This is a genomic window from Gordonibacter urolithinfaciens (assembly GCF_900199375.1).
Classification (GTDB): domain Bacteria; phylum Actinomycetota; class Coriobacteriia; order Coriobacteriales; family Eggerthellaceae; genus Gordonibacter; species Gordonibacter urolithinfaciens.
In genome coordinates this window covers 3,073,701-3,096,423 of record NZ_LT900217.1, presented here as the reverse complement: position 1 = coordinate 3,096,423, position 22,723 = coordinate 3,073,701, and the positions used below count along the sequence as shown (strand labels likewise).

Sequence of the window (22,723 nt, the reverse complement as noted above, 5' to 3'; positions counted from 1 at the left end):
GCTCCTTTCTCAACAACCTGAACAGTGTATCCCAAATGGGGCCGCACGTCAGCAGCGTGGGTCCGCCTCCTGCTCGGCGTGGATCTTGCGCAAGGAACGCGTATACCCGACGAAGGGGAAGAGCGAGAAGACGAACCCGGCCGCGAGGACCATGCACGCCGCGAGGCAGGCCCACGACGCCGGCTCGTTGCCCTGGGCCGAAAGCCGTGACTGGAGCACGAAGAGCAACGCCGCGGCAACCGCGCAGAGGAGCGCGCGCAGGCCCAGCCCCTTCCGGCTCTCCCGAAGCGTCTCCGCTTCCGCGTCGTCGTCGGTGTACAGCGGCGTGGTGCCGGCCTCGGCGCGCACGATCTGCCAGCCGGGCCCCAGCACGACGGGTTCCCAGCCGCCGAGGCCGTACAGCTCCCGCGCCTCCTCCGAGAAGTCGCGCTGGAAGTCCACCGCGTAGTCGAAGCCGTGCGGCTCGCCGCGCTCGAAACAGTACAGGAGCGCCCGGTTGACACCTGTCACATGCCAGCCCTTCGCGCTCATCCTCTTGAGCATCGCCATGTCATGGCCCGGCATCACTGCAAGGCCCCCGCACATTCTATAGGTCGTCTTCGCCATGCTCCCCCTCGCCCATCGCCCCGATGTCCGCGGTGCTCCCGTCCTTCCCGCCCAACAGCCCCTCTGCGAGCACCATCAGCCGTCGGCGCCGCTCGAAGTCGCGCCGCAGCACCGCGCGTCCCTCGTCGGTTGCCGCGTAGCGGATACGGCTCTCCCCCTCGGGCCCCTCGGGCGCGTCGGCAATCTCCGCGATCCAGCCCGCGCCTTTGAGTTTCTTGAGCGTCGTGTACATGGTGGCCGGCCCGATCTCCACCGTGCCCTGCGTGGACTCCTTGATGCCCTGCATGATACGGTAGCCGTGCACCGGCTCGAGCGTGGCCAAGAGGATGAGGAAGATGCTGTCGGACAGCTCCCCCGTCTCATACGGGCTCCTCTTCGCCATTTCACTCCCTCTACTATATCAATGATGGATACTATGCTACAATCAGCCTGCTTGCAAGCGAATACTTTCGGTTCTCACTATACTCTATCTGGAAATGGAGCGTCTCATCATGGCTGAAGAGCATTTGGAAGCTGCTGCAAGCGGGCAGGCGAAGGGCTGGTTCGAGCAGCGGAAGGACCCCGAGTTTCGCAAGCGGCAGGATGCGAGCCTGTTCCAGGCGATAACCCTGGTCATGCTGCCCTTCATATGGGCGGGTTTCGTCTACTCGCTGGCCACGGGCAACGAGGGCAACATGAACAGCTACTCGCTCATGATCCTCTTCTTCTCGTTGCTGAACGCAGACGTGCTGGTCAAAGGCGAGAAACTGTCGAACAAGGTGCTCAACGTCCTGGCGAGGGCCAACTGCGTGCTGTTCTTCGTCTGGGCGCTCGCCAACATCGTCTACCTGATCGCGAAGTAGGAATAGCGGCCGCGGCGGGAGCGCGGCCATCGCCCGCCCCCCATCCCGCACGCAGGCCGCTGCGCTATTCCGCGTGGCGCAAGGCGTGCTCGAGCTTCTGGCTGACCACCTTCGTCACGCCGTCGGCCTGCATGGACACGCCGAACAGCACATCGGCCATCTCCATGGTGCGCCGCTGGTGCGTGATCATGATGAGCTGCGTGGTGTCGCGCAGCGATTCCAGGTACGACGTGAGGCGGCGCAGGTTCGAGTCGTCGAGCGCGGCCTCAACCTCGTCGAGGATGTAGAACGGCGTCGTTCGGATGCGGTACACCGCGAACAGCAGCGCGAGCGCCGTGAGCGACTTCTCGCCGCCGGACATGAGCATCATCTTCGTGATGCGCTTGCCGCGCGGCTGCGCCGTCACCTCCACGCCCGTGTTCTCCAGGTCGTCGGGGTCAACGAGCGAGAGCTCGGCCGAGCCGCCCGGGAACAGCACGGCGAAGATCTCGCTGAAGTTCTTGCTGACCGCGTCGAACGTGCGGACGAAGTCGTCCTTCATGCGGGCATCTATGACGCGCACGATCTTGCCGAGCGCACGGCGCGCGCCGTCGAGGTCGGCCAGCTGGGCGGCCAGGTAGTCGTAGCGCTCCTTGAGGCGCTCGTACTCGTCGGCGGCATCGGGGTTGATGGTACCCATGTTGGCGATGCGGCGGCGCAGCTTGAACGCCTGGTCCTCCACCGCGCCCCGGTCGTCTAGCGCGGGCAGCGCGAGAGCATGGTCGAGCGGCACCTTGCAGTCGTGGACGATGGCGTTCACCGCCCCTTCCACCTGCACCTCCAGGCGGCCCTTGTCGACCCGGGCCTGGCCCATGCGGGCGTTGGCCTCGTCGAACGCGTCGTGCGCGGAGCGTGCGGCGGCACGGGCCTCGTTGGCCGCCTGGTGCATGCCCCCGGCGGCGTCCTGGGCGGCGCTCGCAGCCTCCTCGAGCGCGCGCGTGCGGCGCCGGGCGCTGTCGGAGAGCTCCTCCATGATCGCGAGCAAGGGCTCGATGCGCCGCTGCGCCACCACTTTGCGCAGCAAACCCTCGCGGGCATCGGCGTCGGCCGCGGCCGCCTGCTCGATCTCGCGGGCGCGCGCATCCGCCACGCGGGACGTGTACGTCTCGCGCTCGGCGAGCGTGGCCGCCTTGAGCTTCGCCTCTGCCAGCGCGTCGCGCACCTGGGCCGCCTGCTTCCGCAGCGGCACCACGGCGTCCTGCGCCTCGGCGAGGCGTGCCGTATCGTCTTCCAGCTGCTGGGCCAGGCCGGCCAGGCGCTGCTCCAGGGCCTCCACCGACGGCCGCGCCTCGGCCACGGTGCGCTCGGCCTCGGCGCGCTGGCGCTCGATGTCCTCGAACTCGCGCCGCACGGCCGCCAGCTTCTCCTCGGCGCGGCGCGCGTCGGCGCGGGCGGCGTCCGTCTTGCCGCGCAGCTCGGCCAGCTCCTGGGACAGGCGCAGGCTCTCGCCCTGGGCCTGCCGCAGCGCCTCCTCGGCCGCGGCGGACGCCTGCTGGGCCGAGTCGCGGGCGGCGTCGGCCTCGGCGAGGCGGGCCCGCAAACCGTCGAGGCGCCGGGCGCGGGCGAGCACGCCCTCGGCATCGTCGGCTGCAGCGGCGCCGAGCGTCACCTTGCCCCCGGGCCACACCACGCAGCCGTCCTCCGTGACGAAGCGGGCGCCGAAGCCGTCGCGCGCATGGGCGGCGAGCGCAGCGTCCAGGCCGTCGCACACCACCACATCGCCCATCAGCGCCTCCACGGCGCGGGCGGCCTCGGGGGGGTACGACAGCCCGTCCACGAGCGCGCGCCCAAGCCCGGCCGCCGCGGCGGCGCGTGCAGGCAGCTCGTCGGCGGCGTGGCCGGGCCCGGCGGCGTCGTCGCGGGCCACGAGCACGACCTCGCCCTGCTCGTCGCAGGATGCGAGCGCAGCTGCCACGGCGGCCGCTCCGGCGGTCTCGTCCACGAGCAGCGCCGCCACGTCGCCGCCCAGCAGGCGCTCCACGAGGGCCTCCGACCCCGCCTCGGCCCGCAGCACGTGCGAGAGCGGTGCCAAGGCGCAGGACAGCTCGTCGGAGTGATCGAGCAGCCAGGCGCGGGCGGGCCCTGCGGCGGCGCTCGCACGCTCCACCTCCTCGAGCCCCTTGATCTCCGAGGCCAAAAGCGACGCCTCGTCGCGGGCCTCCTCGAGCGCGGTGCGGGCGGCCTCGCGCGCGGCGAACGCCGTGCTCACCGCCCCGCGCGCCGCCGCCTCGCGGTCGGCGAGCGCCTCCAGCGCCGCGCCGGCGACCGCGGCCGCCTCGGCAAGCGCTGCGGCATCGGTCTGCGAGCGCTGGAGCTGCAGCTCCAGCTCCTTTCCGTGGCCCTCGATGAGCTTCACGTGCGCCAGGCCGCTGGCCAGCGACTCCTGCGTGGCCGCGAGCTCGCGGCGCGCCTGCTCCTGCGCGCGCTCGGCACCTCGGCGCGCCTCGGTGAGCGCGGCCGCCTCGCGGTCGAGCGCGCGGTGGCGCTCGGTGAGCGACGCGTGCTCCTCGGCAAGGCGCGCCACGTCGGCGTCGGCGCGCTCGCGCTCGGCGCGCACCTCGCCCACCTGCGCCGCCGCCTGCGCGCGCTCGGCCTCGGCCGCGGCGCGGCGCGCCTTGCCCGCCTCCAGCGCCACGCGCAGCTCGGCCTCGCGGGCCTGCGCAGCGCGGCGCTTCTCATGCAACAGCAGCGTGGCGCCGTCGAAGCGCTCCACGGCCGACGACGCACGGCGATGGGTCTTGGCCAGCTCGCCCGCGTCGGCGCTCTCGCGGCGTATCCGCTCCTGCAGCTCTTCGGCGCGCGTCTCGGCCTCGGCGATGGCGGCCTTCTTCTGCGCCAGCTCCTCGTCCAAGGCCCGCTCGCGCTCCACAGCCTCGTCCCAGGCGCGCTGCAGCACGCGCAGGTCGTCCGCGGCCAGCGCCAACGTGAGCTCGGAGAGCTCGGCGGACAGCCCCTGGTAGGCCCGCGCGCGCTTCGCCTTGCGCTCGAGCGGCCCCAGCTGGCGCTCCACCTCGGCCGCCACGTCCTTCACGCGCGCGAGGTGCTGGTCCATGTGCTCCAGCTTCCGCTCGCTCTTGGCCTTGCGCTGCTTGTGCTTGAGCACGCCCGCGGCCTCCTCGATGAGCGCGCGGCGGTCCTCCGGCTTGGACTGCAGGATGGAGTCGAGCGAGCCCTGGCTGATGATGGAGTGCGTGCCCGTGCCGAGCCCCGTGTCGTGCAAGATGTCCAGCACGTCCATGCGGCGCGCCACCACCCCGTTTATCAGGTACTCGCTCTCGCCGGAGCGGTACATGCGGCGCGTGATGGCCACCTCGGCGAAATCCACGGGAAGCGTGCCGTCCGAGTTGTCCAGCACGAGGTCCACCTCGGCCAGCCCCGTGGCCTTGCGCGCCGACGAGCCCGCGAAGATGACGTCCTCCATAGCCTGGCCGCGCAGGTTCTTCGCATTGCGCTCGCCCAGCACCCACAGCACCGCGTCCGAGATGTTCGACTTGCCCGAGCCGTTCGGGCCCACCACGGCCGTGATGCCCGGCTCGAGCGCGAGCGCGCTGCGGTCGGCGAACGACTTGAAACCCTTGAGGACGAGCGACTTCAGGTACACGGCCTACCCCTGCTTGCGCTGCTTGGCCTGGGCGCGCTCGCTCTTCTTGCGCGCCTTCTCCTCGGCGCGCGCCGCCGCCTTCTCGGCCTTGGCCAGCTTCGCGGCCTCGGCCTTCTCGGCACGCGTCTCCTCGTCCACGCCCAGCCCGAAGAACTCGCCGAGACGCGCGAGCGTGCTCTTGGCCGCCTGGCTCTCGGCCTCCTTCTTCGTGCGGCCGGTGCCGCGGGCCAGGCCCTGCGTGCCGGCGAACACCTGCGCCACGAACGTGCGGTCGTGCGGCGGCCCCTGCGTCTCCACGAGCTTGTACGTGGGCGTTATGCCGTCCTCCTGCAGCTTCTCCTGCAGGGCGCTCTTGGGGTTCTCCGGCTCGCGCGCCATGTCCAGCGACATGCGCGGGATGAGCGTGCGCTCCACGAACTCCTGAGCGGCCCCGATGCCGCCGTCCAGGTAGAGCGCCGCCACCACGGCCTCGTACACGTTCTCCAGCGCGGAGTGCAGGCCGCGCTTGCCCGTGCCCGTCTCCGACGAGCCGAACACGATGACGTCCGCGAAGCCCAGGCGGTCGGCCACGTCCGACAGGCTCGCGCCCGACACGAGCGCCACCTTGATGCGCGTGAGCCCGCCCTCGTCCAGGTCGTGGAAGCGGTGAAACGCTATGGCCGCAACGATGGCGCCCAGGATGCTGTCGCCCAGGAACTCCAGGCGCTCGTAGGAGTACTTGACGGACTTGCCCTCGGTTGCCGAGGGGTGGGTGATGGCAGAGAGCAGGAGGTGCTCGCTATCGAAGCGGTAGTCGAGTATCTCTTGCGCTCTGGCGAGCTTCTGTTCTTGCTCTTCGGTCAATATCATGAAGGTTCGGCCCTCTGCTGGTCGTTTCGTTCGCGTGTTCCGGTCCGTCGGCGCCGCCCCGCGCCCCCGGCAGGACGGGGGGCCGGGCGCAAGGAAGGCCCCGGACGCGGACGCGCCGGGGCCACCTTGCCGTTCGGTTCATTGTAGCCGACTACGCGCCCTTCGCCACGGTCTGCGCGATTATTTCAGAAACCCCCGCGCGCACCACGCCGGCCGTGGTGAGCACGCCGTTCTTCACGGCGAAGGCATTCGACGAGCCGTGGCCCACCAGCAGCGCCCCCTTCACGCCCAGGAGCGGCGCACCGCCGTACGTGTCCGGGCTCACCTGCGCCATGAGCTCCTTCAGGCCGCCCTTGATGGCAAGAGCCCCCAGCTTCGTGACGGGGGTTTTCATCATAACGCCCTTGAGCGTCTTGAACAGCGTCTTGGACGTGCCCTCGATGGTCTTGAGGCACACGTTGCCCGTGAAGCCGTCCGTCACGATGACGTCGAACTTCGCGGGGAGGATGTCGCCGCCCTCGGCGTTGCCGGCGAAGTTCGGCAGCTGCTCCTTCAGCAGCGCGTAGGCCTCCTGGGCGAACTGGGAGCCCTTCGCCTCCTCCTCGCCGATGTTCAGCAGCGCCGCGCGCGGGTTCTCTATCCCCACGATACGCTCGGCGTAGATGGTGGCCATCTGGGCGAACTGCACGAGGTAGGCGGGCTTGCAGTCGGCGTTCGCGCCGATGTCGCACATGACCACCGGGCGCACGGGCGACGGGATGACCGTGGCCAGCGCCGGCCGCGACACGCCCTTGATGCGGCCCATGACGAGCGTCCCCGCCGCCAGGCAGGCGCCTGTGGAGCCGGCGGAGAAGAAGCCCTGCGCGGCGCCCTCCTTCACCAGGCGGCAGCCCACCACGACAGACGAGTCCTTCTTCTTGCGCACGGCCTCGGCCGGGTGCTCGCCCATGCCGACGACCTCGGTCGTCGCGCGCGCCTCGCAGCGCTCGTGCGCCGCCGCGAACGGCTCTACCACCTCGGCCGGGCCGCACAGCACCACGTGCAGGGCCCCGTCGGCCTCGAGCGCCTGCGCCACGCCGTCGAGCACGACGCCCGGGGCATCGTCGCCCCCCATGGCATCGACCGCTATCGTGACTTCCTCGGACATGATTGCCTCCTCCTGCCGACGGCCTCCCGCGAGGCCGGCCTCCTGCGCGAACCGCGGCCCTGCCGGGCCCCGGCCGCGCGCGCCTTGCTCAACCAACCTGAAAAAGCCTCCCCATGCATCAGCGGGCGCTGACGTGCGGGGAGGCTTTTCAACGCGGCCGAAGAGCGCGCGCCAAAGCGCGGATGCGCTATTCCGTCTCGATAACCTCGCGGTTCTTGTAGAAGCCGCAGTTCGGGCACACGCGGTGCGGAAGCTTCACTTCGCCGCACTGCGGGCACACGGAACGGGCGGGCGCACCGATCTTATCGTTGCTGCTGCGACGGTTATGGGTGCGGATACGGCCCATCTTGCGCTTAGGTACTGCCATGATCTATGCTCCTTCTGTAAGCCGGGCGAACCCGTGCCGCCCGTCCTCGCTTAGTAAACATGCGAAACGGTATAGTACCAAAGGTTCATGCGCCGCGCAAGGCCCCATCTGCGCTTTTCTTCGACATGCCACACGTGCTCCACACGGCGGGGCCCCGAGGGCGCGAAGGGCCGCTCAGAGCCCTTCCGACGGGCGACCGAACTGCATCTCGTAATAGCGCGCGTACGTGCCGCCCAGCTCCAGCAGCTCGTCGTGGGTGCCCAGCTCCACCACGCGGCCGTCCTCAACCACCGCGATGAGGTCGGCGCCGCGTATGGTGGACAGCCGGTGCGCGATGACGAGCGTGGTGCGGCCCTCGGACAGCTCCTCGAGCGACGCCTGGATGGCCCGCTCGCTCTCGTTGTCGAGCGCGCTCGTGGCCTCGTCCAGGATGAGGATGCGCGGGTTGCGCAAGAACACGCGCGCGATGGCGATCCGCTGCTTCTGCCCGCCCGACAGCCGCGCCCCGCGCTCGCCCACGAACGTGTCGTAGCCCTCCGGCAGGCCCATGACGAACTCATGGATGTTCGCGCGCCGCGCCGCCTCCACGATCTGGTCGTCCGAGGCATCGGGACGCCCGTAGGCGATGTTCTCGCGCACGGTGCCGCCGAACAGGTACACGTCCTGCTGCACGATGCCGATGGCCTCGCGCAGCGTCTCCACCGTCACGTCGCGCACGTCGATGCCGTCGATCTCCACCGAGCCCGCGCCCGGGTCGTAGAACCGGGGCAGAAGCGAGCACGTGGTGGTCTTGCCGCCGCCCGACGGCCCCACGAGCGCCACGGTCGTACCGGCCGGTATGGCCAGGTCCAGACCGCGCAGCACCTCGTGCTCGCCGTCGTAGCCGAACCGCACGCCACGGTAGCGCACTTCTCCGGCCACGAACCCGTCCGCCCGCCCGCGCTCCACCTCGGCGGCCGCAAGCGGCAGGGCGCCGGGCCGGTTGCGCACGTCGGGCCTCACGGCCAGCACCTCCATGAAGCGGCGGAAGCCCGCGTAGCCCTTCTGGAACTGCTCGGTGAAGTTGATGAGCTGCTCGATGGGCGACAGGAAGATGCCGATGTACAGGGCGTAGATGGCGAGCTCGGCGGGCGCCAGGCCCCCCGTGGCCACGAAGTAGCCGCCGCCCACGATGGTCACGGTGTACAGAACGCCGGTGAACACCGAGTTCACCGCATGGAACGCGCCCATGAACCTATACGAGCTCTCCTTCGTGTCCACGAAGCGCTTGTTCGTGCCGCTGAACTTGCCGATCTCCACGCCCTCGTTGCCGAACGACTTCACCACGCGGATGCCGCCGAGCGAGTCCTGCAGCCGCGCGTTGATGTCGGCCATCTTCCTGCGGTTCTCCGTGAAGATGACGCGCTTCTTGTAGTTGCGCCAGAACGCGTAGGCCGCCATGACCGCCGTGGCCGCCAGCATGATGGCCGTGAGCGGCACGTTTATCATGAACAGCAGCACGAACGAGCCTGCGATCTTCAGAATGCAGATGAACAGGTTCTCCGGCCCGTGGTGCGCCAGCTCCGATATGTCGAACAGGTCGGTGAGCAGCTTGCTCATCATCTCGCCGGTGTTGTTGCGGTCGTAGTAGCTGAACGACAGGCGCTGGTACTGTTTGAACAGGTCCATGCGCATGTCGGCCTCCATGCGCGCGCCCATGATGTGGCCCCACGCCGTGATGAAGTACTGGCAGGCCGTGCGCAGGGCGTACAGCGCGGCGAACCCGAGCGCTATCCACCCGAGCGTGGAGAGGATGACCTCGGGCGGCTCCAGGAAGAACTGCCTCGTGAAGAAGTTCAGGAACTGCGGGAAGGCCAGATCGACCGCCGCGAGCACCGAGGCGCACACGAGGTCGAAGAAGAACAGGAACTTGTAGGGCTTGTAATAGGCGACGAAGCGCGCGAGCACCTGGCGTGCGGAAACGCGCGGCTCGTCGGCGCCCGAAGGGGCCGCGGGGTCGACCGCGGGGGCTGGGGGATTCTTCTTGGTGTCCATGGTTGCCATTGTAGCGCTTACCGTCCTCTCCCGCGTCGTCGATCCTCTCGTTGCCCGCGGGCAGCGCGCGAGCGCGTCCGCCACGCCGTGATCCCGCGGCCGAACATGCCCACGTCCACGCTGCCCAGATAGGCGGGCAGCACGGCGAGCGCGGCCCACGGCGCGGCGGCCCACCCGAACGCCTCGCCGGCCAGGAGCACCGCGGCGAGCGGGCAGCGTGCGGCGGCCGCGAGGAAGGCCGCGGCCCCCATGGCCGCTGCGAACGGCGGCGCGGCGCCGATGAGCCCCGCGCACGAGGCCCCCAAAAGCGCGCCCACGGAAAGCGCGGGCATCACCTCGCCGCCCTTGAAGCCGAAGCCGAGCGTGACCACGGTGAGCAGCGCCTTCGCGGCGAAGTCGAAGGGGCCGGCATCCCCGGCGAAGGCGTCCGCGACAAGCGAGAGCCCCGATCCCTCGAAGCGCTGGAAGCCGAACGCGAGCACGAGCGCGCAGACGAGCGCGCCTCCCGCGGCCGCCACGAGGGCGGGATGGACGCGAGCGCGCCCGAAGGCCCGCCTGAGCGCGCGCAGCGACCAGCCGAACACGGTGCCGGCCGCAGCGCTCGCGAGGCCCACCAGCAAGCAGAGCGCGCCCGCGCGCCACGACGCGTCCGGGGGAGCCGCCGCAGGGAGCGCGTAACCGCCGGCGAGCGGCAGCGAAACGATCCAAGCGGCGAGGGAGGCCGTGAGCACGGCGGGCAGATGGCGCGCGACGGCGCCGTCGAACCGGACGAGCTCGAGCGCGAACGCGGCGCCCGCGAGCGGCGCGCCGAACAGGGCCGAGAACGCCGCCGCCATCCCGCAGGCCGCCGTCCAGCCGCGGCGGGGCGCCCGCGCGCCGGACGCCGCCAGGGGCTCGACCCGCGCGAGCCTGCCGAGCTCCGACGCCGCCGAGGACGACATGGCGAGCGAGGTTGCCGTCGCTCCCGCCGACCCCCCGCCCGCCACCGTGAACAGCGTGCCGGCGAGCGCCGCAGGCGCCAGGGCGAGCGGCACGCGGCCATCGTCGCGCACGTCCTCCACCACCGATCCGGGCTGCGCGCCGAGCGGCAGGCCGAGCAGCTTGAAGAGCCCGATGGAGGCCGCCCCTAGAAGCGGCAGCGCGAACAGCAGCCAGGGGAAGCGCGCGGAGAGCGCCGAGGCCGCGTCGAGCGCGAGGGTGGCGAGCGACGCCGCGAGCGCCCCGGCCGTTCCGGCCGCGAGCGCGAACGCGGCGTGGCGCGCCAGCTGGCCGGGAAGGCGGCCCGTCGCGCGCCCCATGCCTCAGCGCCCTTCCCGGCGCCGCGCGAGATCGCGGGCCCGTGCGCGCAGGCGCGCGAGCTCGCTCGCCGTGCCGTGCCCGAACACGCCCACGTCGCGGCTGCCCGCGTAGGCCACCGCCACCGCGAGCGCCAGATAGGGCGCGGCGGCCAGGCCGAATATCTCCGCGCCCATGAGAAGCGCAGCCAGCGGGCAGCGGCTCGCGGCCCCGAAGAACGCCGCCAGCCCGAGCGCGGCCGAGAACGGCGCCGCCGCCCCCGTGAGGCCGCCGAGCGCGCAGCCCAAAAGCGCGCCCACCGTGAACATGGGCATGATCTCGCCGCCCTTGAGCCCGAAGCCGAGCGCGAGCACCGTGAGGCCCGCCTTCACGGCGAAATCGGCGCCGCCCGCATGCCCCGCGAGCGCGCCGCGCAGAAGCGGCATGCCCGTGCCCTCGAAGCCCTGCCACCCGAACGCCAGCACGATGCCCGCGAACAGGAGGCCGCCCGCGACGGCGGCCACCAGCGGCCGGCCCACCCGCCGGCGCACGACGCGGCGCGCGAGGCGCAGCCCCGTGCCGAACACGGTGCCCGCCGCCCCGCATGCCAGGCCCACGAGCACGCACTGCGCGACGAGCGGCCAGGAGAAGGCGGGCACGGCGATGCGCGGGATCACGTCGCCGATGCCTGTCAGGCGCGCGATGCCGAACGCCGCGAACGACGCGAGCAGCAGCGTGGGCACGTGGCGCGCGACCGTCCGGTCGAACCGGGCGAGCTCGAGCACGAACATCGTCGAGCCGAGCGGCGCGAAGAAGAGCGCCCCGAAGCACGCCGCCATGCCCGTGGCTGCCGCGTAGCCCTGGGGGATGGCCGGCGCGCCCCGGCGCACGGGGGCCAGCTTGAAGGGGCGGCCGACGAGCGCGCCGAGCGACGCCCCCATCTGCAGCGCCGCGGCCTCCTTGCCCACCGACCCGCCGCCGAGCACGGTGAGGAACGTGCCCGCGAGGATGCCCGGCGCGAGCGCGGGCGGCACGCGGTCGTTGCGGCGCAGGCGGTCCACCAGCGTGTCGGTGGCCAGGTGCGCGGGCAGCTTGAGCGCACGGTACAGCAGAACGGAGGCCGCGCCGAGCGCCGGCAGCGCGAGGAGCAGCCACGGGAAGCGCCCGGAGAGCCGCGCCGCGAGGTCGACGGCGAGCGAGAGCGCGATGGAGGCCGCCGCGCCGGCCCCGCCGGCCGCGAGAGCGAACAGGAAGTGGCGCACGACCTGGGAGGGATCAACGCCGCCGCCCTCCGCTTCGCGCTTCGCCATGTCCGCCTCCCCGCCTCGTCGCCTTGCCTATCCCTCATATGGTAGGCGAGACTGCGTTGGGCGACGGAGCCGGAGGCGGCGTCGTCAATGAGTCGCCACCCGGCGTGCATCCTCCGGTTGACGAGCCCCTTGCGTCATCCCGAGCGGAATGCGCCTCGCAAGAGGAAAGAGCGCGTCGGGTCCATGACCCGGCGCGCCGCAAATTGAAACGAACGGATGTTTCACGTGAAACATCCGAGGACCGCCGCGGGGCGACCCGTCAGAGCGCCCCTTGGAACACCGTGCCGGTGTCGCGGCAGAGGTGCTGGACGGCGGTGCGGGCGGTGTCGACCGCGGTGGGCAGGCCGCCGGGGGCGACGAGGCGCTGGCCGGCGAAGTACACGTCCGCGATGCCCTCGGGCTTCGCCGGGTAGCTCCGCGCCTTCTCGCCGGGGAGCATGTTCGACATCCACGAGCCCTTGTACGAGCGCAGGTAGCGCTCGTAGGTCAGCGGCGTGGCCACGTCCCATACCTCCACCTTGCCCTCCACCTGCGGGCACTTCTTCGACACCGCGGCGATCACTGCCTCGGCGAGCTTGCGCTTCTCCTGCGCGTAGGTGCCGTCGGCCTTGCGCGCGGCCCACCAGTCGTACGTGTCGCCGTTCATGAACAGCGTCATGGCCGTGCAGCCCTCGGGCGCGTAGCCCTCGTAGGCGGCGTAGTTGTTGAAGGAAAGCGCGTCGTGTCGCTGCCCTCCGCAGAAAACGGGCTCGTCGAGGGGGAACCCGACGCATTCCGGCACGTCCGAGAGGTCGCTTCGGATGCCGAGGCTGACGAACGTGTCGAGGATCGGATGCACGTGCTCCCGCAAATGCTCCGCCCAAGGCTCGACGATCGGCGGGTCGAAGAGCTCGTCGACGGCCATGCGCAGATCCTGCGTCACGATGACGGCATCGAACGCCCGCTCTTCGCCGTCCACGACCACGCCCACCGCTCGCCCGTCCCGCACGGCAACCTGCTCGACGAGGCTCCGGTACTCGATCCGACCTCCCAGCCGCTCCAACGTCTCAGCGACGCGCCGGGCCATGGCGAGCGAGCCGCCGAGCGGGTACCCGCCGTCGCCCGCAGCGAGCGTCGCGAGCGTGAACGCGAGTCCCATCGCGCTCATGTCCTCGCCGACCATGCTCGCGAACAGGGTGCGCAGCAGCGGGTTGGAGAAGCGATCCGCGAACGCACGGGCGGTCTGGTTCGCGTAGGCGGGCATGCGCGTCATCGCCGGCAGCATGGCAAGCATCTCCCCCATGCCCGCCTTGCGCGGCACGGCCGCCTTCACGCCCTTGAGGTCGAAGACGGGCATGCTCACCTTCATGAACGCGCGCACGTCCTTGACGAGGCGCCGTATCTGGCGCGCGTCTTCGGGCGCGACGTCGAGCAGGTGCTCCTCGAGGCGGTCGACGTCGCGGTACAGGTAGACGGTCCTCCCCTCGAACTCGTAGGCGAGGAAGGGGTCGCGCACGTATATCGGCACGTCCGCATCGAGCGCGCCGATCTCGTTCCACACCGCGTTGAGCGCCGTCTTCGGCGACGATCCCGTGAGCCAATGCATGCCGCCCTCGAACAGGTACCCCTTGCGGCTCCAACTGGTCGATGCGCCGCCGGGGATGGCGTGCGACTCGAAGACGGTGACGTCGAAGCCGCTTTGGCGCGCGTACACCCCGGCCGCGAGCCCTGCGATGCCGGCGCCCACGACGGCGACGCGCTTCGACGAAGCTCCCGCCCCCGCCGCGCCCGTCGCGCGCGACGATCGCTCCTCCGATGTTTCACGTGAAACATCCGTTCTCTTGGCCGTGCCCCCGCCTGCGTGCTCGCTCTTCAGCTGATCCATTCCCCTACCTCTTCCTCACGATGTCGACGATCCATTCCGGTTCCGGGCACGGCATATCGGGATACACGGCCAGCTCCTCGGCGATGCCCTGGATGGCCGCCCAGAACGCGATGGAGAGCGCCGTCGGGTCGCCCGCGCGGACGGTGCCCTCGCGCTGGCCGCGACGCACCATCTCGGCCGTGGGCGTGTTCATGTCGAAGCCCGCGAGCAGCTCCTTCGCGCGCTCGGGGATGGCGTCGTCCATAAGCGCGTTGCCCATGAGCACGAACATGTCGGCCATGAAGGGGTCTTCGCGCAAAAAGGCCAGGATGCTCGCGGCGGCCCCTTCGAAGAACGCGATCGCGTCGCCCCCGGCACCGCCGTCCATCATCGCCATCGGCCCGCCCACGCCCAAGCCTATCAGCTCCTCGTAGAGCGCCTCCTTCGACTCGAAGTAGTGGAACATGAGCCCCGTGCTCATGCCCACCGCCTCGGCGATGTCGCCCACCTTCGTGCCCGCGTAGCCCTTGCGCACGAACAGGCGCAGCGCCGCCCGGAGTATCTCCTCGCGCCGCCGTTCCCGCTGCTCCTGCCTCGACACCATTTGTTGAACTTCCTTTCATTGAATTAGAATTCAATATTAGCACATGGAGAGCGAGCTCGAGGCGTGGGAACGCAAAATCGCTTCAGCCTCTTTCACATAGGATGTTCATGCGGTTTCCCAGAATGCCCGCAACACGCCCTCGCAGGCAGGGACCGCCCCACGACCGTGCCGCTCGATTCCCTTGCCTGCATCGTCATGGACGAATAGGGAACCTGCGGGAGCATAAGTTCCACAGGGGAAGCGTCCGCAACGCACGAGCCGGCGATATGCGGAACGTTTTGCTGCGCGAACGACTTCGGGCACCGCTCCCGTTGCCAGGGCCTTCGTTCTCGTCCGCGAATCTCGGACGGCCCTCGCGCCTCGCGTCGCGCCCTCGTCGCTGCCCCAGGACGGCGGACGCCCCTACTCCGCCAGGAACCTGCTCGGCCTTCCCCGGTGCAGGACGGTCAGCCGATGAAGGGCACGCGTGACCGCGACGTAGAGGAGGGAGCGTCCGAGCTCGCCGGAGAAGAAGCGCTCGTCGGCGTCGAGCACGACCACCTCGTCGAACTCGAGGCCCTTCGCCATCTTGACGGACGCCACCGACACGCCTTCCTCGAAGGTCTCCGTGCGCTCGGTCAGCAGGTGGACGTCCACGTCGCGGGAGAGCAGCTCGGCGTAGCGCGCGGCCAGCTCGTCGGAAGCGTGCAGGATCCCGAGCGTCTTGCGCCCGCTCGCGCGGAAGGCTTGGGCGGCCTCGAGCGTCCGCGCGAGCACCTCGGCCGTGTCCGCGCAGTCGATGATACGCGGCACGTCGCCATGCCGCTCCACCGCCTCGAGGCCGGCGGCGGGCTTCACGCGGTTCGCGAGCGCCACGATCTCGCTCGTGGAACGGTAGCTGCGCGTGAGCCGCACGACGCGCGCGGCGCCATAGGCCCGGGCAACGTCCTCGAGCGCGGCAGAGCCGCACTCGTCCACCACCTGGCAGCAGTCGCCCAGCACGGTCTTGCCGCAACGGAACAGCCGCGCCACGAGCGCATGCTGCACCGGCGTCAGGTCCTGCATCTCGTCCACCACGAGGTGCTTGACGCCGTCGTAGGCCTCGAAGCCCGAGAACGTGCCCTTGAAGAGCGCGAGCGGCGCGGCGTCCTCCCACTCCACCGTGCGCTTCGGCCCGATCTTGAGCGCACCCTCCCAGCCCTGGTCGGCGAGGAACAGGCGGTAGAGCGAAAGCGCGTCCTTAGCGCGCAGCATGCCGGCCAGGCGCCGACGCGCTTCCCGCTTCGTCGGCACGGCGTGGCGGTCGCGCCCGACGCTCGTGGACTCCAGCTCGTAGACCACGCTCGCGGCCACGAGGTCGAGCCGCTCCTCCAAGGCGAGGCCCCCGTGCGCGCGGAACCGCGCATCGATCCACGCGGCTTCGACGACGCGTCGGCCGAACGTCAGGTCCTCGGCCGCGAACGCCGCCTCGGGAACCCGTTCGAGGAACGCGAGCACCGCGTCGGCGAACGCGGCCGTCCCCTTCAAGCGGGCGCGCTCGCGCCATGCCTCGTCCGCCGCGTCCACGCTCGAGCGCGCGGGCGCGACGCGCACGGAGCCGTTGAGCGCCCGCTCCACGACGCCGCGCAGGTCGAATGCCTCGATGGGCTCCTCGCCGAGCTCTGGCAGCACGCCGGCGATGTAGTCGGCGAACACGCGGTTCGGCGAGAGGAGGGCCACCTGGCGCGACGAAAGCTCGCCACGGCGCCGGTACAGCAGGTACGCCACGCGGTGCAGCGCGATGGAGGTCTTGCCCGAGCCTGCCGCGCCCTGGATGACCAGCGTGCCCGGCTCCTCGTCGCGTATGATGCGGTTCTGCTCGGCTTGGATGGACGCCACGATGGCGCGCATCTTCCGGTCGGAGGCGCGCCCCAGCTCGCGCGCCAGCACCTCGTCGCGCACGCTCGAGGCGCTGTCCGCCGCGTACACGAGCTCGCCCCGCTCCACCCCCAGCTGGCGCTTGAGCGAAAGCAGGCCTTCCACGCGGCCCGAGGGCGCGTCGTAGACCGCCGGGCCCGTCTCGTCGTGCTCGTAGAACAGGCCCGCCACCGGCGAGCGCCAGTCGGACACCACGGTGCGGCCCTCCGCTGCGAACGAGAAACGCCCTAGGTAGAACGTCTCCGGCCCCCCTTCCCCGCCGGCCGCGAAATCCACGCGCGCGAAGTACGGCGCATCGAGCATCTTGCGCAGCTGCGCGGCCGCCTCGTGCGAGCGTGCGGCACGCCGGTCGACCTCGGCCAGCGCCAGCTCGTTCTGGAAGGCCTCCGCAGGGTCGATCTCTCCGCGGTACGCCACCTGGTAGCGCTTGGCCTCGCGGTAGCCGTCCTCTATCCGCCCATGCAGGGCCTCGGCCTCACCGAGGGCTGCACGCACGAGACCGAGCGTCTCGGCAAGCCGCGCCTCCTCCTCCGCCCTGACGGCGTCGCGCCCTTCGCTCATAGGATATTCCTCCTCCCGTTCCCGCCTTCATCCTGCGGCTCCGCACGCAGCAGGAACCATTGCACGGGATAGCCGAGCTCGGTGCCCAGCTCCGCCTCCTCGAACCCGAGAGCCGCGAGGTCGCGCCGGTACCCCGTGTCGGCGCGGTCGCCCGCGCGGTACGTGGCGATGGCCAGGTCGCGCCCCGGCACCGCGGCCTGCACGGCCGCGACGAGCACGCGGGCCGGGCCTCCGCTCCGCCGCTGCCGCGGATGCACCGCCAGCACGTCGATGCGGGCCCGCCCGGGGTCGAAGGCCGCCGCGCCCGCGAGGGCCGCCGGTCCCGCGCCGCGGGCGACGAGCGCCTGCCCACGGGCCACGGCCTCGCGCAGCCAGGCCTCGTGCCGGCGCTCGTCAAGGCAGGGGAAGCCGTCCACGGCGAGCCGCATGAGATCCATCCAGGCCGGCACGTCGGCGGGCGTCGCGGCCCTGGCCTCCCAGGGGCCGGCCCCGTCGGCCCAGCCGCCCGCCTCGCCTGCCCGACCATCAGCCGCACCTGCCGCCGGGCCGCTCAGCCCGTCGGCAAGTGCGTCCAGCTTCAGCGGCAGCTGCAGGGGGTAGAACGCACCGCACGCCCTGAAGCGCGCAGGCGGCGACTTGTACAGCGCGGCGAACGCCGCCGAGAACGTCTGCTGACTGTCGTAGCCGGCGTCGCGGGCGATGTCGGCTACGGGCCGCTCCGTCTCCACGAGCGCGCGGGCGGCCTCGGTGAGCCGTCGGCGCGATGCGTACGCATGCACGGTCATGCCCGTCGCCTCGCCGAACAGGCGATGCAGATGGAACTTCGAGTAGCCGGCAGCGCGCGCAATGGCGTCCAGGTCGAGCCGCCCGCCCCGGTGCGCCTCGATACACGCCACCGCCCGCTCCACCGCGCGCAGGTGCTCCGGCTCCATGCCAGCCTCCCTTCCTCCCTTTCGGCCCGGATGCTCCATTGAACCAGAACGACGAGGCGCACGTCTCTACTTTTCTTGCTCTGTCGGGAAAAGGAAACGCCCGCCGGGGGCGGGCGTTTCAAAATGGCGCGGGCAGGTTCATCGAAAATAGCAGGGACAGACCTTCCACGATGGCGGAAAGGAGGTCAGTTCTGCTCGAACGGGAAGTCCTTCAGCACGGCGAACGGGTTGGGCGGCACGTCGTCGCCCCCGTCGCCCTCGGCGGGCGCGCAGCCGCACGGCCCCTCGTTGAGGTTCGCGCCGCACGTGGGGCACAGGCCCTTGCATTCGTCGTCGCACAGCGGCACGAGCGGGAACTCCAGCAGCAGCGCGGCGTTCAGCAGCGGCTCCAGGTCGATGACGTTGTCCTCGGGCAGCACGTCGAACTCGTCGTCGTCCATGTCCTCGGGCGCCTCCTTGTCGGCGCCGAGCAGGAAGTAGCCCTCCACCTCGCCCGTCACGGGGAACGAGAAGTCGTCGACGCAGCGCGCGCACGACGTCCTCGCCTCTCCCTCCACGGTGCCGGTGACGAGCAGCGCGTCGCCCGTGTTCGTCACGTCCACCTGCCAGGACAGCGGCTCGGCGAAATCGTACAGGTCGGGCCCCGCCTTCACGACGGGCACCGTGTACGATCCCTCAAAATGCGAGCTCTCCGCAGGTGCGAAGAGCTCCGAGGGTATGGGGATGCGCGTCGTTTCCATCAGCGGCCCGCGGCGAGCGAGTTGGCGTTGAGGCGGTCGCGGCAGCGGCGCACGTTGTTCAGCAGCGTGTCGAGGCTCTGCTCCACGTGCCCGAACACCTCGTCGGCGTAATCCTCGGCGCCGGCGCGCGTCTGGCGCTCCAGCTCGCGGGCGTCCGCGAGGATCTGGTCGGCCTGCTGCTGGGAGATGCGCACGATCTCCTGCTCGCTGGCGATGGTCATGGCCTGGCTGCGCGCGTCCTCGATCATGCGGTTGGCCTCGGCCTCGGCGTCGTCGAGCAGGCTCTGGCGCTCGCGAACGATCTGGCGCGCCTGCGCGAACTCGCTCGGGAACGTGTCGCGGATCTCGTCCATGATCTCGAACGCCGCGGCTATGTCGACTTGGCGCAAGTTGCTTTTGCCGAAGACCGGCTTCGAGTCCTCGAGAAGAATCGAGAGCTCCTCGAGCAGCCCCAAGACTCCTGTTTCGTCCATGATTGTCCTTCCACCCAAGCGTGCTGCGTTTCAAGTGCGTCGGCGCACGGGGTTTGAGTCTTCCTGCGCGCATGCGTCAAAGTATTCTAGCAGGTTTGAACCCATAACCCAACGTCACTGCACAAACCGTGCACATTTTACCCGGTCGGAAGGCCCCTGTCGTATTCTCGTTGCCATACCGGAACCCGCGCGGCCCTCCTTGGGCCTACTCCGCGAACTTGGCCTCGAGGGCGCCCTTCACGCACGGGGGCACGAAGCCGTTCACGTCGCCGTGCAGGCTGGCAATCTCGCGCACGATGGACGAAGACAGGTACATGTACTGCGGGGGCGACATGATGAACAGCGTCTCCAGCTCCTGGTTCAACTGGTAGTTGAGCGCCGTCATCTGGAACTCGTACTCGAAGTCCGTGATGGCGCGCAGGCCCTTCACCACCACGGTGGCCTCCATGCGGGCAGCGAAGTCCACGAGCAGCTCGTCGAAGGGCTCCACGCGCACGTTGGGCAGGTGGCTCGTGGCCTGGCGCACGAGCTCGGCGCGCTCCTCGAGCGAGAACAGCGGGTTCTTCTTAGGGGAGGCGGCTACGGCCACCACCACCTCGTCCACCAGCTGTGCCGCGCGCGTGATGACGTCGAGGTGCCCGCTGGTGATGGGGTCGAACGTTCCGGGCGTGAGTGCTCGTCTCATAACAGGTCAAAGCTCCTTCGGTCTGAACAGGTCCACGACAGTATCGCCGTACTTCTTGCGCGATGCAAGGGCGAGCCCGCAGGCGGCGGCGGCCGCGTCGGCCTCGCCGCAGGTGCCCGCCCCGTGCTCGTACGCCACGAGCGCGTCCGGCGCGAGGGCGCCGTCGGCCGCGAGGGTTGCCGCCAGGCCGAGCGCATCCTGCGCGGCGAGCGCGTAGGGCGGGTCCAGGAACACGAGGCTGAACGGGGGGCGCGCATGGGCGGGCGGGTCCCTCAGCACGTCGCCGCGGTGGATGCGCGCGCGGCGCGCCTCCAACCCGAGCGCGCGCACGTTGCCGCACAGCACGCGCTGCGCCGCGCCGTCGCGCTCGAAGAAGTGCGCGCAGGCGGCGCCGCGCGAGAGCGCCTCCAACCCGAGCGCACCCGACCCGGCGAACGCGTCCAGCACCGTCGCGCCCTCGAAGCCGCCGCAGGCGCTGTTCACGGCGCTCATGAGCGACTCGCGCACGCGGTCGGTCGTGGGGCGCGTGCCGTCCCCCTTCGGCGCCTTGATCGTACGCCCTTTGAACTCTCCTGCAATGATGCGCATGTCAGCCCCCCTGAACCTCTCCGGCGCGCTTGAACGCGAGCCGCGCCTCGCGCCCGAGCGCGCGGTGCGCGGGCGCCTCGAGCCGCGGATCCTCTTCCAGCAGGGCGCGCGCGTCGGCGTGCGCCGCCTCGATCACCTTGCCGTCCCGCACCACGTTCACCAGCTTGAGCGCGGAGGCGCCGTGCTGGCGGTTGCCCAGGATATCGCCCTCGCGGCGCAGCGACAGGTCGTAGGCCGCCAGCTCGTAGCCGTCGTCGGTGGTCTCCATGGCCGCCAGACGGCGCAGCGCCGCATCCGTGCGCGACGCGCTCACCAGGTACACCTCTCCGGGCTTCTCCCCGCGCCCCACGCGGCCGCGCAGCTGGTGGAGCTGCGACAGGCCGAAGCGGTCGGCGTCCTCCACGATCATGACCGTGGCGTTCGGGACGTCCACGCCCACCTCGATGACGGTCGTGGCCACCAGCACCTGCGTCTCGCCTGCCCGGAAGCGGGCCATGACGTCCTGCTTCTCCGCAGCGGGCAGCCGCCCGTGCAGAAGCTCCACCTTCCAGTCCACGAACGTCTTCTGCTGCAGGAAGGCGGCCTCGCGCTCGGCGGCCGCCACGTTGCCGCCGTCCAGGTCGGCGTCGTCCTCGATGCTGATGGCGGCGTAGGCGTACTCGTCCTCGTCGCCCTCGCGCCCCGCGCGCTTGCCGGCCTTCGCGTCGCGCTCCTCGGCGCTCGCCCCCACGAGCGGGCACACCACGTACACCTGCTCCCCGCGCGCGAGCGCGGCGAGCGCGGCGTCGTAGGCGCGTCCGCGCTCCTGCTTCGCCACAACCTTCGTCGTGCGCGCCGACGTGTCGTGCGGGCGGTGCCTGATGTAGGAGAGCGTGAGGTTGCCGAAGAGCGCCAGCGCCAGCGAGCGCGGGATGGGCGTGGCCGTGAGGTAGAGCGCGTCGGGCGCCTCGCCCTTCGCCAGCAGCTTCGCCCGCTGGTCCACGCCGAAGCGCTGCTGCTCGTCGATGACCGCGAGCGTGCACCGCCTCGGGCGCACGTCGTCCTCCAAGAGGGCGTGCGTGCCCACGAGCACGTCCACCTCTCCCGCCGCCACGCGCGCGAGCACCGCCTCGCGCTCGGCGGGGGGCGTGGATCCGGTGAGCACCCCCCATGAGATGCCCGCCTGGTCGAACAGCGGCCCCAGGCTCTTGCCATGCTGGCGGGCCAGCACCTCGGTGGGGGCCATGAGCAGCGCTTGGCCGCCCGTGTCGGCCGCGGCGGCCAGCGCATGCGCGGCCACGACGGTCTTGCCCGTTCCCACGTCGCCCAGAAGCAGGTGGTTCGCCGTGGCGGGCGCCGCGAGCGCGGCCAGGATGTCGTCGCGCGCGGCCTTCTGCTCGTCGGTGAGCTCCCAGGGCAGCGCTGCGGCGAGCGCCGTCAGGCGCGGGCCGTCCGTCACGTGGCGCACGGGCTCGCACCCCTCGGCGCGCTCCCGGCCCTCCTCCATGAGCATGAGCTCCAGGAACAGCAGCTCCTCGTACACGAGGCGCCGCCGCGCCTCGGAAGCCTCGTCCATGCTGCGGGGGAAGTGGATGGCCGCGAGCGCCGCGCCGCGGCTCATGAGGCGGTACTTCGCGCGCAGCTCCAGCGGCAGCGGGTCGTACAGCCCCGCCACTTGCGTAAGCGCGTTGCCCACGAGCCGGCGCACCCAGGCGGCCGACAGCTTCTCGGTGGCGGGGTGCACGGGTATGACCATGCCGGCAGCCGCGCCCTCGGCGCCTTCCAGCGCCTCGAGGTAGGGGTTCGTCATGCGCTTGAAGCCGTAGTTGAACTCCAGCTTTCCCGCCACGGCGATGCGCATGCCGGCACGCACCTGGTCCATGAGCCACGGCTGGCGAAACGCCGTCACCATGAGCGTGCCCGTGCCGTCCACGAGCGTTATCTCCACAAGCGGCAGCTTCGGCTTGGGGCGCTTCAGCTTTATCTCGTGCACCGTGCCCTCCACCGTGCACTGCTCCCCGATGGCGGCCGAGGCCACCGTCTCGCGCCGCGAGAGGTCGATGTAGCGCCGGGGGAAGTGCGTCACCAAGTCGCGCACCGTGCGCACGCCCAGCGCCTCGAGCGCACGGGCGCGCGCCGGGCTCACCAAACGGACGCGCCCGACGGATTCGTCGAGCGCGAGGGTGGCTGCCAAGCGGTCAGGTGCGTCCATGTGCGTCTCCAGGTCGTTCGAAAGTCAGCGAGGGGCGTCCTCGTGCCGGAGATCGGCCCGCCGCACTGCCAAGCGTACTTCGGTACGCGCCGCGCGGTGCACAAGGGCCGGGATCCGGCACGAGGACGCCCCGCAGCGTC

General features: G+C 70.8%; 19 protein-coding genes. 1 reads left to right on the top strand and 18 read right to left on the bottom strand.

Translation table 11 applies throughout. The features are described 5' to 3' along the window. Positions 1 to 48: 48 nt before the first annotated feature. Both BN3560_RS13290 and BN3560_RS13285 read right to left on the bottom strand, forming a co-directional pair. Positions 49 to 606: a DUF2812 domain-containing protein gene (locus BN3560_RS13290; RefSeq protein WP_096228418.1), complete on the bottom strand. Its 558-nt coding sequence runs from the start codon at positions 604 to 606 to the stop codon at positions 49 to 51. Continuing rightward, complete coding sequence (locus tag BN3560_RS13285) at positions 587 to 988, bottom strand: PadR family transcriptional regulator (protein WP_096228417.1); 402 nt, start codon at positions 986 to 988, stop codon at positions 587 to 589. Before BN3560_RS13285 ends, BN3560_RS13290 begins: the two co-directional genes overlap by 20 nt. A gap of 109 nt (positions 989 to 1,097) precedes the next feature. On the opposite strand from BN3560_RS13285, the gene BN3560_RS13280 reads away from it, so the two are divergent. Continuing rightward, complete coding sequence (locus BN3560_RS13280; protein ID WP_087192125.1) at positions 1,098 to 1,448, top strand: hypothetical protein; 351 nt, start codon at positions 1,098 to 1,100, stop codon at positions 1,446 to 1,448. Positions 1,449 to 1,512: 64 nt separating this feature from the next. On the opposite strand, the gene smc is transcribed toward BN3560_RS13280, so the two are convergent. The 16 genes from smc to BN3560_RS13200 form a co-directional block, all read right to left on the bottom strand. Next, positions 1,513 to 5,088 (bottom strand): chromosome segregation protein SMC, encoded by a 3,576-nt coding sequence (smc, locus tag BN3560_RS13275; RefSeq protein ID WP_096228416.1) that lies wholly within the window; start codon positions 5,086 to 5,088, stop codon positions 1,513 to 1,515. Positions 5,089 to 5,091: 3 nt separating this feature from the next. Further along, entirely contained in the window at positions 5,092 to 5,937 is an 846-nt protein-coding gene (gene rnc / locus BN3560_RS13270; protein WP_015538874.1) for a ribonuclease III, read from the bottom strand. Between the two features lie 151 nt (positions 5,938 to 6,088). Further along, entirely contained in the window at positions 6,089 to 7,084 is a 996-nt protein-coding gene (plsX, locus tag BN3560_RS13265; RefSeq protein WP_123674136.1) for a phosphate acyltransferase PlsX, read from the bottom strand. A gap of 187 nt (positions 7,085 to 7,271) precedes the next feature. Further along, positions 7,272 to 7,451, bottom strand: coding sequence for a 50S ribosomal protein L32 (gene rpmF, locus BN3560_RS13260; protein WP_041238879.1), 180 nt, complete (start codon positions 7,449 to 7,451; stop codon positions 7,272 to 7,274). A 174-nt stretch (positions 7,452 to 7,625) separates the two neighbouring features. After that, the gene (locus tag BN3560_RS13255) at positions 7,626 to 9,494 is read right to left on the bottom strand and encodes an ABC transporter ATP-binding protein (RefSeq protein WP_096228415.1); all 1,869 of its coding nucleotides are present in this window, start codon (positions 9,492 to 9,494) and stop codon (positions 7,626 to 7,628) included. Between the two features lie 8 nt (positions 9,495 to 9,502). Further along, positions 9,503 to 10,783, bottom strand: coding sequence for a chloride channel protein (locus BN3560_RS13250; RefSeq protein ID WP_096228414.1), 1,281 nt, complete (start codon positions 10,781 to 10,783; stop codon positions 9,503 to 9,505). A gap of 3 nt (positions 10,784 to 10,786) precedes the next feature. Beyond that, positions 10,787 to 12,070 (bottom strand): chloride channel protein, encoded by a 1,284-nt coding sequence (locus BN3560_RS13245; protein WP_096228413.1) that lies wholly within the window; start codon positions 12,068 to 12,070, stop codon positions 10,787 to 10,789. A gap of 259 nt (positions 12,071 to 12,329) precedes the next feature. Then, positions 12,330 to 13,934 (bottom strand): phytoene desaturase family protein, encoded by a 1,605-nt coding sequence (locus BN3560_RS13240; protein ID WP_096228412.1) that lies wholly within the window; start codon positions 13,932 to 13,934, stop codon positions 12,330 to 12,332. Between the two features lie 4 nt (positions 13,935 to 13,938). Beyond that, positions 13,939 to 14,517 carry a TetR/AcrR family transcriptional regulator gene (locus BN3560_RS13235; RefSeq protein WP_096228411.1) on the bottom strand — a complete coding sequence of 193 codons (579 nt, stop codon included), beginning with the start codon at positions 14,515 to 14,517 and terminating at the stop codon, positions 13,939 to 13,941. Positions 14,518 to 14,919: 402 nt separating this feature from the next. Further along, positions 14,920 to 16,974: a HelD family protein gene (locus BN3560_RS13230; protein WP_096228410.1), complete on the bottom strand. Its 2,055-nt coding sequence runs from the start codon at positions 16,972 to 16,974 to the stop codon at positions 14,920 to 14,922. Then, positions 16,971 to 17,906, bottom strand: a complete 936-nt coding sequence (locus tag BN3560_RS13225; RefSeq protein ID WP_161959478.1) for a helix-turn-helix transcriptional regulator — start codon at positions 17,904 to 17,906, stop codon at positions 16,971 to 16,973. The genes BN3560_RS13230 and BN3560_RS13225 overlap by 4 nt, the downstream gene beginning before the upstream one ends. Positions 17,907 to 18,091: 185 nt before the next feature. Next, complete coding sequence (locus tag BN3560_RS13220) at positions 18,092 to 18,646, bottom strand: YceD family protein (RefSeq protein WP_096228408.1); 555 nt, start codon at positions 18,644 to 18,646, stop codon at positions 18,092 to 18,094. Then, positions 18,646 to 19,119: an ATP synthase subunit B family protein gene (locus BN3560_RS13215; protein WP_015538879.1), complete on the bottom strand. Its 474-nt coding sequence runs from the start codon at positions 19,117 to 19,119 to the stop codon at positions 18,646 to 18,648. Before BN3560_RS13215 ends, BN3560_RS13220 begins: the two co-directional genes overlap by 1 nt. A 205-nt stretch (positions 19,120 to 19,324) precedes the next feature. After that, on the bottom strand, positions 19,325 to 19,804 hold the full coding sequence (gene coaD, locus BN3560_RS13210; RefSeq protein ID WP_087192123.1) for a pantetheine-phosphate adenylyltransferase: 480 nt from the start codon (positions 19,802 to 19,804) through the stop codon (positions 19,325 to 19,327). Between the two features lie 6 nt (positions 19,805 to 19,810). Beyond that, on the bottom strand, positions 19,811 to 20,392 hold the full coding sequence (gene rsmD, locus BN3560_RS13205; protein WP_096228407.1) for a 16S rRNA (guanine(966)-N(2))-methyltransferase RsmD: 582 nt from the start codon (positions 20,390 to 20,392) through the stop codon (positions 19,811 to 19,813). Between the two features lies 1 nt (position 20,393). Beyond that, positions 20,394 to 22,583, bottom strand: a complete 2,190-nt coding sequence (locus tag BN3560_RS13200; protein WP_096228406.1) for an ATP-dependent DNA helicase RecG — start codon at positions 22,581 to 22,583, stop codon at positions 20,394 to 20,396. Between the last annotated feature and the right edge of the window lie 140 nt (positions 22,584 to 22,723).